Source organism: uncultured Chloroflexus sp. (assembly GCF_937951745.1).
In the GTDB taxonomy this organism is placed as follows: domain Bacteria; phylum Chloroflexota; class Chloroflexia; order Chloroflexales; family Chloroflexaceae; genus Chloroflexus.
The window spans coordinates 1-16149 of sequence record NZ_CALFBQ010000094.1; the positions used below are offsets into that span (position 1 = coordinate 1).

Annotated in this window: 8 protein-coding genes; 2 read left to right on the top strand and 6 right to left on the bottom strand. The window is 57.7% G+C overall.

Translation table 11 applies throughout. The annotated features are described in order from the left end of the window. Positions 1 to 603: 603 nt before the first annotated feature. From Q1A59_RS18060 to Q1A59_RS18070, 3 genes are all read right to left on the bottom strand, one after another. Positions 604 to 3507 carry a hypothetical protein gene (locus Q1A59_RS18060; RefSeq protein WP_298405478.1) on the bottom strand — a complete coding sequence of 968 codons (2904 nt, stop codon included), beginning with the start codon at positions 3505 to 3507 and terminating at the stop codon, positions 604 to 606. Positions 3508 to 3858: 351 nt separating this feature from the next. Next, on the bottom strand, positions 3859 to 5064 hold the full coding sequence (locus Q1A59_RS18065; protein WP_298405480.1) for an MFS transporter: 1206 nt from the start codon (positions 5062 to 5064) through the stop codon (positions 3859 to 3861). 61 nt (positions 5065 to 5125) lie between these two features. After that, positions 5126 to 6724, bottom strand: coding sequence for an amidohydrolase (locus tag Q1A59_RS18070; protein WP_298405482.1), 1599 nt, complete (start codon positions 6722 to 6724; stop codon positions 5126 to 5128). A gap of 327 nt (positions 6725 to 7051) precedes the next feature. Here Q1A59_RS18070 and Q1A59_RS18075 point away from each other — a divergent pair, with 327 nt between their 5' ends. Continuing rightward, on the top strand, positions 7052 to 8338 hold the full coding sequence (locus Q1A59_RS18075) for a hypothetical protein (protein WP_298405486.1): 1287 nt from the start codon (positions 7052 to 7054) through the stop codon (positions 8336 to 8338). Positions 8339 to 8476: 138 nt separating this feature from the next. On the opposite strand, the gene Q1A59_RS18080 is transcribed toward Q1A59_RS18075, so the two are convergent. After that, the gene (locus Q1A59_RS18080; protein ID WP_298405489.1) at positions 8477 to 9820 is read right to left on the bottom strand and encodes an NAD(P)/FAD-dependent oxidoreductase; all 1344 of its coding nucleotides are present in this window, start codon (positions 9818 to 9820) and stop codon (positions 8477 to 8479) included. Positions 9821 to 10030: 210 nt separating this feature from the next. Beyond that, positions 10031 to 13006 carry a transglycosylase domain-containing protein gene (locus Q1A59_RS18085; protein ID WP_298483309.1) on the bottom strand — a complete coding sequence of 992 codons (2976 nt, stop codon included), beginning with the start codon at positions 13004 to 13006 and terminating at the stop codon, positions 10031 to 10033. Between the two features lie 367 nt (positions 13007 to 13373). On the opposite strand from Q1A59_RS18085, the gene Q1A59_RS18090 reads away from it, so the two are divergent. Then, on the top strand, positions 13374 to 14888 hold the full coding sequence (locus Q1A59_RS18090) for a DUF4129 domain-containing protein (RefSeq protein ID WP_298483310.1): 1515 nt from the start codon (positions 13374 to 13376) through the stop codon (positions 14886 to 14888). A 138-nt stretch (positions 14889 to 15026) separates the two neighbouring features. On the opposite strand, the gene Q1A59_RS18095 is transcribed toward Q1A59_RS18090, so the two are convergent. Beyond that, positions 15027 to 16091, bottom strand: coding sequence for a MaoC family dehydratase (locus Q1A59_RS18095; RefSeq protein WP_299645331.1), 1065 nt, complete (start codon positions 16089 to 16091; stop codon positions 15027 to 15029). Positions 16092 to 16149: the final 58 nt, after the last annotated feature.

Sequence of the window (16149 nt, forward strand, 5' to 3'; positions counted from 1 at the left end):
CGCCAGCGTCCCTTGCAACGCTGCTAATTCTTGCGCGCGCGCTTCAACCGCGCTGAGTTCCTGCTCCCACGCGGGGAGATCGGCGAAGATTTGCGATAAATCCCACGTATATTCGACTGATATTTCGGCCCGTGTGGGAACTTGATTTGCGGTAAGGGTCATTTTAGTTCCTTTCGTCATAGGCACGGCGATCTGCCGCTATGGTCGCCCTGTTCGCCATTATACCTGACTCAGCAAGTGATTGCGTGGATGATGCGGCCCCTCACCACCCACTCGCAAAAGGGACAAAGACGCGGTAGCACCGGACGGCTGGCTGGCACCGCAAAGGAGGTGAACGCAAAGTATGCAAAGACGCAAAGGCGCAAAGGTCGCGAAGATTGCAAAGGGTTTTTGGGATGGCAATCATTCCCTGCTTCCTCTATGCCCTCTGCGATGCGCTACCATCCCCTTCCCCTAGCGGAGGGAAGGGGGTGGGGCCGCCTAGCGAGAGCAGAGCGCTCCTGCGTTCCGCACCTGCAATGCCTTGACCACCAATCAGTTGCTCCCCCTCTCCCGCCGTCAGGAGGGAGAGGAGGCCGAGGGTGAGGGATGCATTCACGCTAATTACCGCACAATTTGTGGCACATATATCCGATATTGGCCAGCGCTGATGATGACCGGCCCCTGCAACCATGGTCGATATTGGACAAAATTGCTGACTTTATCACCGCTGCCGTTGTTCACCAACCCATCGGCATTTGAGGCATCATTCGGACCGGTCACATTCCCCCACCAGTTATTCGGTGCTGAAATCCAATGATCAGGGGTGTCGTTTTGGATACCGGCAGTCGTATTGCCCACGATGTTACAGTACTCGACCACTGGATTGGCAGCAGTGCCAGAACTACGCAACCCATACCGATTGTTCGCTAATGTACAATAGCGTAACACCGGCGAAGCGTTGTCAACGTGAATCGCGGCGGAAGCACTGGACATGTCACCACTATAGCGCACCACAATGTACGAGAGTGTGCCGCTGCTGCCGCTACGGAACAAGAGGCGACCCCATTGGCTAGGAGCCGGCGGGGTGGTTGAGCTGACCGTTGTACCACCCACGGTTGAGTCGTTGATCGAAGTGACGTAAATCGGTTGGCTCTGGGTGCCATTGGCATTGAGGATCCCGTCAATCAAAAACTCCACCGAGGCATCCTTTGGCTTAATCACGACCCCCGGCCCCCACGTCAACGTGACACCGACGGCAACTGTAATATCTCCTTGTGGCACATACGGCGCTTCGGTTTCATCCCACGTCGTGTTGGCCGCAATCCCGCCGCCTTGCACACAGATGCCATTAGTGCCATTACCGCTAAAGTTCGCTGCGGTCATATTAGTCAACGTCACATCCGTTTGCGGATGAATTGCCACCGCACACCCGCTGCCAAACCTAAAGGTGCTGGCATTGATGGTCACTTGTGCGTCAAGGGCTTGCTCTACCATAGAGAGATTAAACCAGAGCCGTCCACCATAGCGCAATTCGACCATATTCAACGTTGCGCTGCCGTTACTCCTTACCAAGATACGCCCCCAATCACCGCGTTCAGGCGGGTTAGTATCGTTACCGGTTGAACCGCCAATCGTATTGTCACGCAGCGACGTCACGACAACCGGTTGGCCAGTAGTGCCATTGGCATTGAGCGCGCCATCGATGATAAAGTCTGTCTCGGTATTGTACGGTTTGATCACAATCCCCGGCCCCCATGTCAGAGTAGCCCCAAACGCAACCGTTATATCACCCTGCGGCACATAGGGTATCTCTGTCTCATCCCATGTTGTATTAATTGAAATACCGCCGCCTTTCACGCACAAACCATTGGTTCCGTTACCGGTTACATTGACGAGAGTTAGATTGATAATGGTGAAGTCATTCTGCGGATGAGTCGCCAAAGCACATCCTCTCCCATATTTAAAAGCACCGCCTTTGATGGTCACATTTGCGCCAACATCTTGTTCCAACATGCTCAGCGCTGACCACCCTTGGCCGCCATACCGCAATTCAAGCTGGTTCAACTCCCCAGCGCCAGTACTGCGGAAGAGGATACGGCCCCAATCACCGGGAGCGGGCGGGTTGGTTGTGTTGTCGGTGGAGCCGCCAATCGTATCGTCACGGACTGAAGTCAGCGTAACGGGTTGGCCGGCAACACCGTTCACATTGAGCACACCATCAATGAAGAAAGCGGTGTTGAAATCACGCGGCTTCACCACAATCCCCGGCCCCCATGTCAGAGTAGCCCCAAACGCAACCGTTATATCACCCTGCGGCACATACGGCGCTTCCGTCTCATCCCACGTCGTATTGGTCAATACCCCACCGCTATCGACGCAAATCCCATTGAATTCATTGCCAGTAAAGCTCGCCGGGCTCATATTGCTCAGGGTAAAATCGCTCTGTGGCGGCATGCTCAATGGGCAGCGCCTGCCATTGACAAAACGCCCGGCATTGATCGACACCGCAGCGCCGACCTCTTGGCGCAAGATCGCATTGCTGGCATTTTTACCGCCATAGCGCATTTCAACATAATCAAGCACGCCGCTGCTGCTGGTGCGAAACAGCACCCATCCCCAATTGCCGGGAGATGGCGTTGTCGTCGTATTGCCACTGGCGCCGCCGATGGTATTGTCATAGATTGAGGTGAAATAAATAGGTTGATCCGCCGTGCCCTGTGCCCGCAGCGTTCCGTGTACCAACAGGTTCGCCCCAAGGAAGACATCGGCCAGCTTTATGACCACCCCCGCCCCTAACGTAAGCGTCTTGCCGAAGGCCACGCTCACATCGCCAGTGAGAATGTAGACCGCTTCGGTTTCATCCCACGTCGTATCAGCGGTAATATCGCCGCTATCGACGCAAAGGCCGTTGTAGACATTCCCGCTAAAGTTCACCGGACTCATGTTCTCCAGCGTGACATCATTCTGCGGATGCATCCTGATCGCGCACTGATAGCTAAATTTAAAGAAGCTGGCACGAATAGTGACGTTGGCGTTCACCTCCACCCGCACCATCGGCTCAGTATAAGCGCCGCCGTAACGAATCTCGACGTGTTGCAGCACCCCTGTGCTGCCGCTCTGAAAGTGGATGTATTGCCAATTGGCCGGTTGGGGGGTATTGGCTTCATTATCGGTATCGCCGCCGATCGTATCATCGCGAATGGAAGTAAAGTAGATAAGATTATCGGAAACGCCGTTGGCAATCAGCTTCCCTTGTATAGTCAAACGGGTGTAAAGATTAAATTTCACCACCGTACCGGCTTGGATGGTCAACGTCACTCCTGCTGGCACCGTCACCGTGCCATACACCACATAGACCTTATCTGCTGTCCACACCTCATCAATGCTCAACATGCCGCTTTTACACACTAGCGCCGGATTACTGCAATTCACTGCAGCTTGAACCGGTTTCGGCCACAGGGTCATCGCAACCGCGAACACAACAAACATAAAAAACGGAAGTGCTGGACGAAAATAATGGCGCATTGCTTCACTCCATTGGCAAAGACACTAGTGCTTATCATATCATTTTAATGTGTTTCAATAACACTTTATCATCTTACAAATTCATGATTACCATCATGTTACGATTGAAGCAGCGAGCATTCTTGTTTCATCAATGAGCAAGAACCATCTTCCCTCGCGCAGAACGGCACCAAAGAACAACCTTTACCGCATCTGCAACACCTTAATAGTGTATCGTTCGCTTCACACATCAGGATGCATAAACAACCCCTTCTTCCATTATGGAAGAAAGGGACTGGCGGGAGGGCAAAAGATGTCTATTCACCTGCAAACAATCCGCTCGCTTGAAAGCCTTTCCGCTGGCAAGTGCCATTAATCCCCCTGTGTGGGCGCAGCCATTGGTATCACCACCGGCGCAGCCGCCGGACGCGCGCGTCCGGGCAGGGTCAGTGCTAGCGCCGCCGCCGGCAAGCCAAGCAGCGTCACTCCGATCATCACTGTCTCAAGACCAACCACGTCGGCAAGGATGCCGCTTAGCCATGTGCCGATCGCGCCAGTAGCGAAGGTGAAGCCAAGAATGAGGCCCGACGCCAGCCCTTGCTTGACTGGCAAGATGCGCTGGGCATGGACGACGAGAATGCTATGTTGGCCGCCGACCAGCATCCCAGCCAAGCCACAAGCAATGAAAATAGCCCACAGCGGCGTGGACAGAAAACAGGCCAAGCCAGCGGGGACGCTGAGGATTAGCGGCCAGACCGTCGCAGCGCGCATGCCAAACCGGTCAGCCATCCAGCCATTCAGCACGTTGCCGACCGCCGCCGTCGCCATAAAGGTACCGGCCAAGGCACCGTACACAGTTGGCTCCCAACCGCGATCGCTGAAGAGTTTGGGCAGGAACGACTGGTATACCGCCTGTATCGACGAGCGTACCACGACCAGCGTAATAAACGCAAGAAAGATCGCGATTGCCAGCGCCGTCCAAACTTGAGGCACAGCGGGGGTGGCGGCGCGTGCAGTCCGCCGGCTCCGGGCAGTTTGCTGGGCAAGGAGCAGGACTCCCGCCGGCACGATTGCCGCGAGCGCAATCGGTACGATTCCCGGCGTGCCGGCAACCGCTAGGACGATCCCGGCTAACAGCGGGCCGACCGCCAAGCCGGCCTGTCCGCCAAAAAAGAAGATGGCTGTCGCACTGGCCGGTTTGTTGGGCACCGCAGCCGCGGCACTGGCGGTGCCGATCGGATGAAAGAGACCGCTGCCGAGTGCAGCGAGCAGAAAACAGGGCAAGAGCACCGTCCAGTTTGGCGCTAGCGCCACTCCGGTATAGCAGAGCGCCATCCAGAGCACGCCCAGCGCCGCGAGTTGTAGCGTGCGTCCGGGTAGGCGGTCGGCGATCCAGCCAAACAGCGGCTGCGAGAGCGCACCGAGTAAGGTGTAAACAGTTAGGGCCAAGCCGATTTGCTGGTTGCTAAGGCCTAACGGCCCAGCCAAGACTGCCAGCAGCACTGCGCCGACGCTATTGAGCACATCAACCATAAAATGGCCGCCAACCACCGCCGTAAAGACCCGATTCCGCAGCATGCCGGCTTATCCTTTCCTTTATTATCAGCAGGGCAGATTGTGCTCTGCCCCTCGGCTTACGCTATCGCCGCTCAAACATGATCTTGCCCCCGACGATCGTCAACTCGGCATGCAGCGTATGCAAATGCTCCGCCGGCATCTGGAAGGGATTGCCGTTCAGGACGACCAGATCGGCTAACACGCCGGACGACAAACGACCCTTGCGATCAAAAGCGGCTTCCGCCGCCGCCGGGCCGCTGCAATAAGCTGCCAATGCTTCGGTGAGCGCCAGTCGTTGCTCAGGATACCATCCACCAGCAGGTATGCCATCGGTCGTTTGACGGGTTACCGCAGCGTGAATGCCGGCCCACGGGTCAAGCGTCTCGACCGGCGCATCTGAGCCAAACGCTAGTGTTACACCGGCATCAAGCAGACTACGCCATGCGTAACTGGTTACGCAGCGCGCACCCCACAACCGCTCGGCCATTTTCATATCGGCGGTGCAGTGAATCGGCTGCATCGAGGCAATCACCCTAAGTTCGGCAAAGCGAGGAATGTCGCGCGGATCGAGAATCTGGGCATGCTCAATCCGATTGGGTAACGCGAGCTGCGTTGCAGTAGGACGAGCAGCGGCGATAGCGTCAAGTACACTCCGATTGGCTGCATCACCAATCGCATGCACGACCACACTGATCCCGTGCGCATTGGCGCGCGTCACAATTTCTTTCATCTCGGCAGGTGGAATGACGGCGATGCCGGTATGATCACGCCCCTCATACGGTGCCAGCATGTGGGCGCTCTCAGAACCAAGCGAACCATCGGCAAACAGCTTGAGACCGCCAATCCGCAGCCAATCGTCACCCAACCCGCTGCGCAAGCCTAAACCGATGGCGTGATCGAGATGCGCACCGGCAATATGTGCCAGCACGCGGATGGTCAGATCACCGTCAGCCCGCAGCGCTTGTAGATCAATCAGCGTATCGGGACCATCAGCCGGATCGGTCGCCGGCGGCACGTGCAAGCTGGTCAAGCCGTAACTCAACGCCTCGTTTATGGCTAATCGTAGCGCAGCAAGCCGCTCGGCACGAGTAGGGGGCGGCACAATCGCGCGCACCAGTTCCATTGCGGTTTCAAACAGGATGCCGGTCGGTTCACCTCGCTCATCACGCTGAATCTGACCACCATCGGGATCAGGTGTCGCCGAAGTAATCCCAGCCAGCTCAAGGGCACGGCTGTTTACCCAGAGCGAGTGGCCATCTTTGCGATCCAGCATCGCGGGCCGTTCAGGACACACCCGGTCGAGATCAGTCCGGGTAGGCCAGCGCCCGCCCCACAGCGTATGATCCCAGCCGTTGCCCCGCAACCATGCTCCCGGCGGCAAACGTTGCGCCGCAGCAGCGATCTGGTCGAGCGCCGCAGCGAAATCGGCACAGCCGGTCAGGCGCACCTGCTGGCGGGCAAGACCGTACAGCACAATATGAACGTGCGCATCGGTCAAACCTGGCAGCACTGCCCGCCCGCGCAGATCAATCGCCTCAATCTGATGGCCGGCGGCGGCTCGCACCGTCGCTTCATCACCCACCGCCAAGATCCGCTCGCCGCGAATAGCTACCGCTTGAACCACCGGTTGGGCCGGATCGAGGGTGTAGATTGGGCCATTGTAAAACACTATGGTAGTCATAACAAACCTTTTGTAGGATGGTCAAATACGAACGAAACGAAAGGTTATATAGTCAGAGCGGTACCCAATCCTACGCCTTCCTCGCCGTTCTGTCAAATCTGAGTAGTCAAATATTTACTTAGTGTAGAACATGCTTAACTTGTTGAGGCTTCAACTTTCGAGTACGCTCACAAGTATGGTATGATATGTCAAGATTTTGCACATGATGTTACCAAGCCTTGTCCAGATACTCAAAACCAAGTTTCAAATATTCTTCTTTATCCTTTCCGTCTTAAACCTCTTGTAGCGGTGCGCCTTTGCGTTAGCGTTTATCGTAGGAGGCCGGTAATGACCAATCCGCGCTCGAACTATGCGTTGGCAGGCGCAGCCCTCTTTAACCCGATGGCAGCGATGTACTGGCTGGATCTAGCGCGCGGGCAGCGCCCCGGCATCGGGCTGGCACTGGTTAGCGCAGCGGGTGCGGCATGCGCCGGGTTGGCCGCCGATCCGCGCCAGCACCCATGGCGAGCGGTGGCGAGCGGGTTAGCAGCAGCGACTGGCGCTGCGCTAGCCGGTTGGGCTTTGCAGCGGTATGTGGCGTGGGTGGAAGGCGAGAGCGAAGATGCACCGGCGCCGCCAAACGCGCACGATCTGCTTGTGCCGGCGGCAGCAGCCTGCGCTGGTGCGGTTGGCGTGGCCGCGTTGGTGGGCCGCGCGCCAGAACAATACATCGAATATAGTGGTAAGCACGGCGATTATCGGTGGATTGCCGCCAATCCTCATCCAGCCCAGCGCTGGTTGGCATGGGGCGGCTATCTCGCCCACCAGTTGGCGATTTGGGGATGTATCTACGCCGGCCAGCGCCAACGCCTGCGCTATACCAGCGATATGCGTCGGCTCAATTGGCTGGCGCTAGCAGTCAATGCCGGCGGGGTGGCACTGCACTATCTGCAATCGCGCTATACCTACGATGGGCTAGCCCGTGATGTGCCCGAAGGCAGCGCGCTCGGTTCGGTATCATTTATTCTGATGTTAACGCTTGCGCTTGAATCGCCGCGGCGCGGTCTGTTTTTCGGCAGCCGCAGGGTGATGCCGCCCCCTGAACTTGTGCGCTTTGCCCGCCGCTTTCACGGCTATATCTTCTCGTGGGCTTCGACCTACAATTTCTGGTATCATCCGATCGACCCGAAACCGCTGCACTACACCGGCCTCTTCCATACCTTGTTGATCTTCGTCCAATCGGCGCTGATCTACACCAATGCCCACCGCGATCCACGCTGGACATTAGCCCTTGAGATGTTGGCCTTGCCGCATTCGGTTGTCTCGACACTCTATAAACGCAGCGGGCTAGCGGCGATGTTTACCTTTAGCTTCTTGATGATGTTTGTGGTTAACCAGATGCACGGCCTCAATCTACCGGCGCGGGCGCGCTGGACGATCGGCGGCGCGTATGCCGCTACCGTGCTGAGCTACTACGGCGCGCGCCGTCAATGGCATAAGTTGCCTGATATCCTACGGATCCCGATCCTTGAATACGGGGTATTAGGCATATTGGTGTTGTTGTCGCTGTTGATGCGAGCCGTGCGACAGTTAGAGGGGAACCCGCACACTGTGCAACTCGACTACGAGAAGTAGCACACAGATTAGCACGGGTTTGGGCAGATTCGCACGAATCGCGCCAACCGTGAACATCCGTTGCATTCGTGTCCACCTCTCTACATAAATGGGACACGGATACTCACTACCCAATCCGTGTCCCATTCACCACAATTTCTACTTCACCGCGCGCGCCGCAGCAAAAACCGCCTCGCTGAGGGTTGGGTAGGCAGTAAAGATGGCGGCTAGGTCAGCAATCGTCGCGCCGCTCTGAATGGCTAGCGCCACCGGAGCCAGCAGATCAGCGGCGTGCGCCCCTACCGCGATCCCACCCCGGATTTGGCGGTTGGCAGCATCGAAGACCAACTCAACCCAGCCTTCAGTTTCGTCACCGAGGTAGGCCTTGAGCGAAACGGTGTACGAGGCCCGCACCCGTTGCAACACACCCTCTCCGCCGGAAACAATCCCTACTTGCGCGATTTCAGGCACGGTATACACAGCGCTGACGACAGTGTGCGGGCAATACCCCGGCGCCGGCAACTCAGCCGCTGTCCGTCCGGCGATCCACGCCTGCGCCAGCGCGCGGTTGGCAAGCATCGGCCCGCCGGCAGCATCACCGACAGCAAAAATATGCCCCGCTTCGGTGCGGCCATAGTTATCGATCGCAAGCTGCCCATTCTCGCCCACCTTCAACCCGGCAGTCGCAAGGTTGAGCCGGCTCAGATCGGGCACCCGGCCAATGGCGAGGAAGGCCATCGCCGCAGTATGCGTCACGCCATCGGTCGTAGTGACGGCCACCCCATCTTCGGTACGCTCAGCTCGCTCGACATCAACTTGATGAATAACTACGCCGTGCGCCGTCATTGCCGCCGCCAATGCTTGACCGGCAGCCGGATCAAACATTGGCAGCACGCCGGGAGCGCCCACGATCCACGTCACTTTAACCCCTAACCGGCTAAAGAGCGAGGCAAACTCGCTGCCGGTCGGCCCGCCGCCAATGACGATCATATCGGGTGGCAACGCATTGAGATGGCTGGCAAAGCGCGGCGCGATAATCCGTTGGCCATCGGGCTTCATTGTGGGTGGGAAGCGCGGTACCGAGCCGGTAGCAATAATTACGGCATCAGCAGATAACATCTGCTGGCTTTCACCCTGACGAACGACGAGTTCGTGCGGGCTATTGAAAGCGGCCACACCGTTGACAACCTTAACACCAGCGGCATGTAACCGTTGCGCCTCGCGTTCGCTCCACCGGCTCGCCACATCCTTGATTCGAGCTAACACTACGGCTGGATCAACTTGTCCTGAACCAACTACTATCCCTGCCGCAGAAGCATGGGCAATAACGCCGGCCACTTCGGCAGCGTGCAACCACACCTTGCTCGGAAGCAAACTATCCCAACCGGTGCGTCCACCGATCGGCCCTTCGCTGATTAATGTGACCTGTGTGTTACCTTGAGCAGCGGCGACCGCTGCTTCCACCCCGGCCGGCCCGCCACCGATCACGACAATCTGTTTCATGGACGTTCTCCCAACGCCATCCAACAATATTTATCCGTGATGGAAGATGCAAAAAATGGACGAGTGGTTACACTTGGTAGATATGCTAGCATGGCAAGGCCCGACGTGGTATGCTCTTGCCACGAAATAAGCCCCGTCCTGATGTGTAGCCCCATTTCTGCGTTGTGACTATGGCAAGCGGATCACCTACGCTTTCGGCCCAGTGCTACGTTATGAATCCGACGGTGGTTTAGGCGTCGTTTCTTGGATCGGTTCAGTCGCCGGCGCCGGTTCGGGATCAGGCGCGCGAATACCGAGCACGATGGTCGTGTTAGGCAAAATCCATTCACCTGCCGCCGGCAGCGAACTGAGCACCACATATGGCCCGTACCGGAAATAATCCTCGCCGGCTCGATCCGGCCCTTGATAATCAACGTAGATGCGACCGAGATCAATACCCAGTAACGCCAGCACCTCTTTGGCCTGATTTTCACCCAACCGACGCAAATCGGGCATCAAGATCGCCCCCTCGACCGGCGGTACCGGGACCGGTGGTTGGAACATCTCGGTCGTGCATTCGGGCAGGTCTTCATATTTGAGCTGTACCGTCGCGTCACCGCCACGCCACTTGTATTCAACTTTCTCGTTCGGATCAGGCGGCGGTAGTTTCCACAGATAAATCTCGCGTACCAATTCGGGTGGATAGCTGGCATCCGGCGCCGGACGGCAGTAGGCCCCATCGCTAAGCGCGCTCAGGTCTTGTGGTAATGGTGGCGCTTTGGGATCAGTAGGCGGCGCTGGCGGCGGGTTGGGACGCAACTCGCCAGTACTCGTCCACTCTTCAGGAGTAGGGATGCGCACGACGGTCACTTTGTCATAGGCGGAACAGAGGCCCTCTATTGGCAGCAGGCCGGTTGGGTTGGCAGTTGGCGTCGGGCGCAATAATGCCTCCTCCTCCAGCCGCTTCAGCATGTCTTGGGTGAACAGCTCTTCGCGATAGCCGCCAAACGGGCCGGGCAATTCGCAGATCGGGCGACGGACGACCTTTTCAGGCAAGGTGAAATTGGTTTGAATGTCACCATTGGGAAAAGGGCCAGCAAACAGTGCTCGATACCGATCATCCTCGGCGATCAAACGGAAGATACTCTCCATCACATTACGCCAGATAATGCCACCGCCGGTCAAGCTTTCTACCCGCGCCGTTGGCTCATTATTGTTGTTGCCTGTCCAGACCCCCACCGTTACAAACGGCGTGTAGCCAACTGCCCATGCATCGCGCCAGTCATTGGTGGTGCCAGTCTTGACAGCAGCGGGCAAGCTGAGACGAAGCGGGCTGTTGAGACCCCAGATCGCTTGGCGGGCGCGATCGTCGCTAAGCATATCAGAAATGATCGCCGCCAACGCCGGATCGACAGCCTCTTCACCGGGAGTTTGGGTGAAGCGTTCGAGGGTGCGACCTTGCGAATCGGTAATTTCGAGAATAGCTACCGGCTCAAAATACCGCCCGCCGCTGGCCAACGTATTATATGCCGTCGTTAACTCAAGCGGCGACACCTCACCACCGCCTAGCGTGAGTGACAAACCGTAGAAGCCAGCACCACGCTTCAGACCGTTACGAATACCGACCCGCTCAAGCAACCCAAGCGTGTACTCAATTCCGGCAAATTTTAACGCTTTGACTGCCGGCATATTGAGCGAATTAGCCAGCGCTGTGCGAATCCGCACTGGCCCGTTCCACTGGCCGTTGTAATTCAGCGGCGCGTACCAACTGCCAGTACCGGTCGGGAATTGGGTGGGCACATCCCACAAGACCGATTCCGGCGTCATTCCTTGCTCCATAGCCGCTAGATAGGTAAATGGCTTCAGCGCCGAACCGGGTTGTCGTTCGCGGGTGGCAACATTCACCTGCCCATCGAGCACATTGCCCGACTCGCCGGGGGTAGTGGTTGGTTTGACCGCGTTGTAATCGATACTGCCAACCATCGCCAGAATCTGGCCGGTATTTGGCTGCATAATCACCACTGCCGCATTATGGATATTGCGCGACTCAAGCTCGGCGATGCGTTCGAAGGCGGTCGCTTGGGCCATCCGTTGCAATTGCAGATCGAGAGTCGTGGTAATACGCAATCCACCACCGTAGACAATCTGCGAACCATACCGTTGCAAGAGCAGATCGCGCACGTAAAAGACAAAGTGCGGTGCATTGAGCGGCGCTTCTTGCGGCGCAAAACGGAGCGGCGTCGCTAATGCACGGCGTGCCTGCGCTTCGGTGATATAGCCGTCTTCCACCATCCGGCGCAGTACTGCTGCCTGTCGCACTCGCGGCAATGGTGTACCGGCAGGTAAACGTGCTTGCGGATCAAGCCAGTCATTACCGACATAGACTGGCGGCAAGTAGGCACCTTGAGCGTCGCGTTCGAGATAATTCACCGGGTTGTAGACCGATGGCAATTGCGGCAGGCCAGCCAACAACGACGCCTGATTGAGATCAAGCTCAGCAGCACTGACGCCAAAATAGACTTCACTGGCCGCTTGAATGCCGTAGGCCAGATTGCCGTAAAAGTTCTCGTTTAAGTAGAGTTCGAGAATCTGATCCTTGGTATATATGCGATCAAGCTCTTGGGCCAGAATGATCTCTTTCAGCTTACGCTCGTAGCGGCGCTCAGGCATCCGCTCTTCCGGTGTCAACACGCTATTCTTAATCACCTGCTGGGTGATCGTCGAAGCGCCACCGGTCTCTTCGCCAGCGCGCAGGCTGTCAACTAAGGTGCGGATAATGCCGGCTAAATCGATACCGGGATTGGTGTAAAAGGTTTTATCCTCGATCGCGATGGTGGCTTGAATCAAGAGCGGGCTAATCTCATCAATCGCAACTTTGGTGCGCTTACCAGCATCGAAAAACTCGTAGAGCAGTTCGCCGTTGCGATCGAAGATGCGTGAGTTCTCAAACAGCTCGCGGTTATCGAGCAGGGCCAAGCGCGGCCTTAAGCTCTCGGCGACCTGCGTATAGGCATTGTAGGCAAAGCCGGCCAGTCCGATGAGTACAACTACTGTAAGGCCTAATAAGGCCAGCAACGTGTTGATCAGCCAGCGGCCAATGACCGAACGCGGTGCAGGCCGACCGCGTAACAGACGCGGCGGCACATGCCGGTGACCGTTACGACGGTTTCGGCCATTATTCATATGTAAACGACGTGAACGAAGCATACTATCCTCAAACGCATAAACGCGCTGCATGCAACACAAACTCGCGAGTAGTATAGCATGCCGTTGGCGGGCGAAGGATGAGCGGAAAGCCGGAGCTTGTGTCGGGGGCTTGCGCCCCCTCGCAATGACACATTCCCCCCTCCCCTCATAGGAGAGGGGCCGGAAGTGGGGGCCATCCCCCCTCCCCTTATAGGAGAGGGGCCGGGGGTGGGGGCCATACCCCCTCTCCCCGCGTGGGGGAGGGGCTGGGGGTGGGGGAGGGGCCGGGGGTGGCCTGAATTCTGCCTACTGGCGCTACGCGCACATACAAGACAAGAGCGGAAGCCCCTTGCTAGGCATCATTCGCCACTCGCCGTATAATGAACGTATGAACCAACCCTCATTCTTCGGTCCAGCATTGTTAATAACACTGCTGATCACACTGCCGCTGACTGTAATCAGCGACACAGTCGCCGGGCGAACCGGCTGGCAGTCACTCTGGCTGAGCGGGGCAAGCGTGTTGGTCGGGCTAGAGGCAGTAGCGTTGCGGAGCCGGATGGTGGCCGGCTTGCACGAGACACAAGGGGGGGCAGTGCGTTATCTGGCTGCCGAGGTGTTCGGCTTGGTGGCGCTAGCCCGCATCGTGGCGACAGTGGGCCAAGGCACCCAAGGCTGGACTGCGATGGGGACATGGATTACTGATCCGCTGGCTGCGTTCGATGCGCCGTTTCTGTTTTGTCTGTTGGCGCTGTTGGCCGTCGCTGTACTCAGCCGCAGCGGAATCGCTGCGATTGCGGCGCTAACACCGAACCCTCCGCTCAAGACTCCGTTACAGAGCTTGGATTTGCTCTTCTACCGCAGTGACGCGACAGCCCGCCGGCAAGCCGCAGTTGCGGCTATCAGTCGCGGAGCCGGCTGGGGTGGGTTAGCGATGCTGGTGGTGTTGGGCCGGCAGAGCGTCCAAACCCCTGCCTCAATCCTGTGGATGGCGCTCTACCTTGCCGGCGGGTTGTGGTTGATCGCGCTGGCCCAACGACGCGCCTTGCTAGCCGATTGGCAGAGCGATGAGGCCGAGATTGCGCCTGAGGTCAACCGGCGCTGGCGCTGGCTGAGCATCGCGACGATCGGGTTAGTTATTCTGTTGGCGCTAGCGTTGCCGGCCCAGCGGTCGCCGCTCGTGCCAGAAGGATGGCGCGAGGGTCTGCTTTTGCTGGGAGGGATCGCGCTGTTAATAGCGATGACTCTCTCGCTGCTCTTCATTGGTCTACTTAGCCTAGTAGCGCTCTTGCCACTGCTCTTACTGATGCTGCTCACCTCGCTGATGAATTCAACAGCTACGCCGGCAACGCCAATCGCTCCGCCAATGGTGCCGCCGCCAGTGCCAAGCGAACCGCCATTGTGGCCCGGCATTGTCTTTTGGATCTGTATCGCGATCTTGACCGGGCTGGCCTTCTGGACAATTGCGCGCCGGCAGGGATGGGTACAGCAGGTGTGGGCGCAATTGCCGGATTGGTGGGCACAGGCGCGCACACAGTTGCGAAAACGGCGTTTTTGGCGACCGCAGTTGCCCAGAACCACTCAGCGGTTGCGAGCGTCTCATCCGCGGCCTGCCCCGCTCGATGCCGCTATCGTTTCTTACCACGCTGCTCTACGCTACGCTGCGGCCCACGGCTATCCACGCCATCCGCCACAAACCCCGGCTGAGTTTGCCGATAGTACGGCGCAACAATTGGTTGAGGTCGGCGATGAATTGCGCGCCTTGACAGCCGCTTACCACCGCGCCGCCTATGCCGGTCGTGCCTCAGATCGGGCCGAACAGCGACACTTAGGCACACTGCTGCGCCGGTTCCGAAAAAAGGTCAAGGAAAGGTGCAGAGATGGCAAAGGCGTAGAAGGGGAATAACGCAAAGGCGCAGAGGGTGCAAAGGTTTTTGCGATCAGAACGGTCAGGGGCAAGCTCGCACTCCTAGCCGGCCCAATACTTAGCGACCTTTGCGTCTTTGCGTTTCCATCCTTTGCGATCTCTGCGTCTTTGCATTGCTTATACCACCGCTCGTCGCGGCATCAACACCGTATAATCGAAATCGAGCACCACTGCCGGATCATAGTTCCCCTCGGCGTCGCGGTAGGGGAAGTCGTGACAGGGCCGATCTTTGGCAGCGACGGTGCGCACCCGTAGCGCGCCGATGTCATTACGCCCCGGAATCTCTATCTTATCGAGAATTTCTGACCAAGCGTAGATGGTATCACCGGCGAAGCTGGGATTGGTGTGGCGACCACCGTTAATCGCCGCGATGCTGAGCGCGTTGGCCAAGCCATTGAACGAGAGCGAACGGGCGAGACTGATGATGTGCCCACCGTAGACGATCCGTCGACCAAACCGACCTTCACGCTCAACGTGAAGGTTGAAGTGGACGCGGGCCGTGTTCTGGTAGAGGCGAGTGGCCTGCATGTGCTCGGCTTCTTCGATTGTTACGCCATCGATGTGATCGATCTTCTCGCCGACCTCGTAATCTTCCCATAGATACGGGCTGCCGGCGCGGGCCAGATCGTACTGGCCGGGTTGAATGTGGTAAGGTACTACCAGATCAGTCACCGGCACCGAGTCGGGCAGCGGTGGTACAACCGGTTCGGGGGCCGGTGCATCGAGATCGCGTTTACGCACCATCACCCAGCGCATGTACTCAAGTACCGTCTCGTTACGTTGATTCACACCAACTGAATGGACGTAGACTACACCGGTTTTGCCATCTTTGTTCTGGCGCAGACCGATTACCTTAGAGGTGGTCGAGAGGGTATCGCCGGGATACACCACCGCACCAAACCGTCCGCCGGCATAACCAAGGTTGGCGATGGCATTAAGCGAGATGTCAGGCACGGTCTTGCCGAAGACGATATGAAAGACGAGCATGCTATCGATCGGCGCCCGTTCGAGGCCTACTGTTTGGGCAAATGGCGTTGACGAGGTGAGGGCAAACCGCGCGCCGTAGAGCGACGTGTACAATGCCACATCACCCTCGGTCACGGTGCGCGGCGTGGCATGCACGATCTCTTGACCCAGCCGAAAATCCTCGAAGAAATTGCCGGGATTGGTTTTGTTGCTCATTCGCTGCTCCTTATAGTCGCACAGACGCACAGGCCGGCGCCCATTGCATCTGTGCGGC

Bases quoted from the DNA above. Each gene is read 5' to 3' on its own strand.
- Q1A59_RS18075 (WP_298405486.1), top strand. From the start codon at position 7,052: ATGACCAATCCGCGCTCGAACTATGCGTTGGCAGGCGCAGCCCTCTTT.
- Q1A59_RS18080 (WP_298405489.1), bottom strand. From the start codon at position 9,820: ATGAAACAGATTGTCGTGATCGGTGGCGGGCCGGCCGGGGTGGAAGCA.
- Q1A59_RS18090 (WP_298483310.1), top strand. From the start codon at position 13,374: ATGAACCAACCCTCATTCTTCGGTCCAGCATTGTTAATAACACTGCTG.
- Q1A59_RS18060 (WP_298405478.1), bottom strand. From the start codon at position 3,507: ATGCGCCATTATTTTCGTCCAGCACTTCCGTTTTTTATGTTTGTTGTG.
- Q1A59_RS18095 (WP_299645331.1), bottom strand. From the start codon at position 16,091: ATGAGCAACAAAACCAATCCCGGCAATTTCTTCGAGGATTTTCGGCTG.
- Q1A59_RS18085 (WP_298483309.1), bottom strand. From the start codon at position 13,006: ATGCTTCGTTCACGTCGTTTACATATGAATAATGGCCGAAACCGTCGT.
- Q1A59_RS18065 (WP_298405480.1), bottom strand. From the start codon at position 5,064: ATGCTGCGGAATCGGGTCTTTACGGCGGTGGTTGGCGGCCATTTTATG.
- Q1A59_RS18070 (WP_298405482.1), bottom strand. From the start codon at position 6,724: ATGACTACCATAGTGTTTTACAATGGCCCAATCTACACCCTCGATCCG.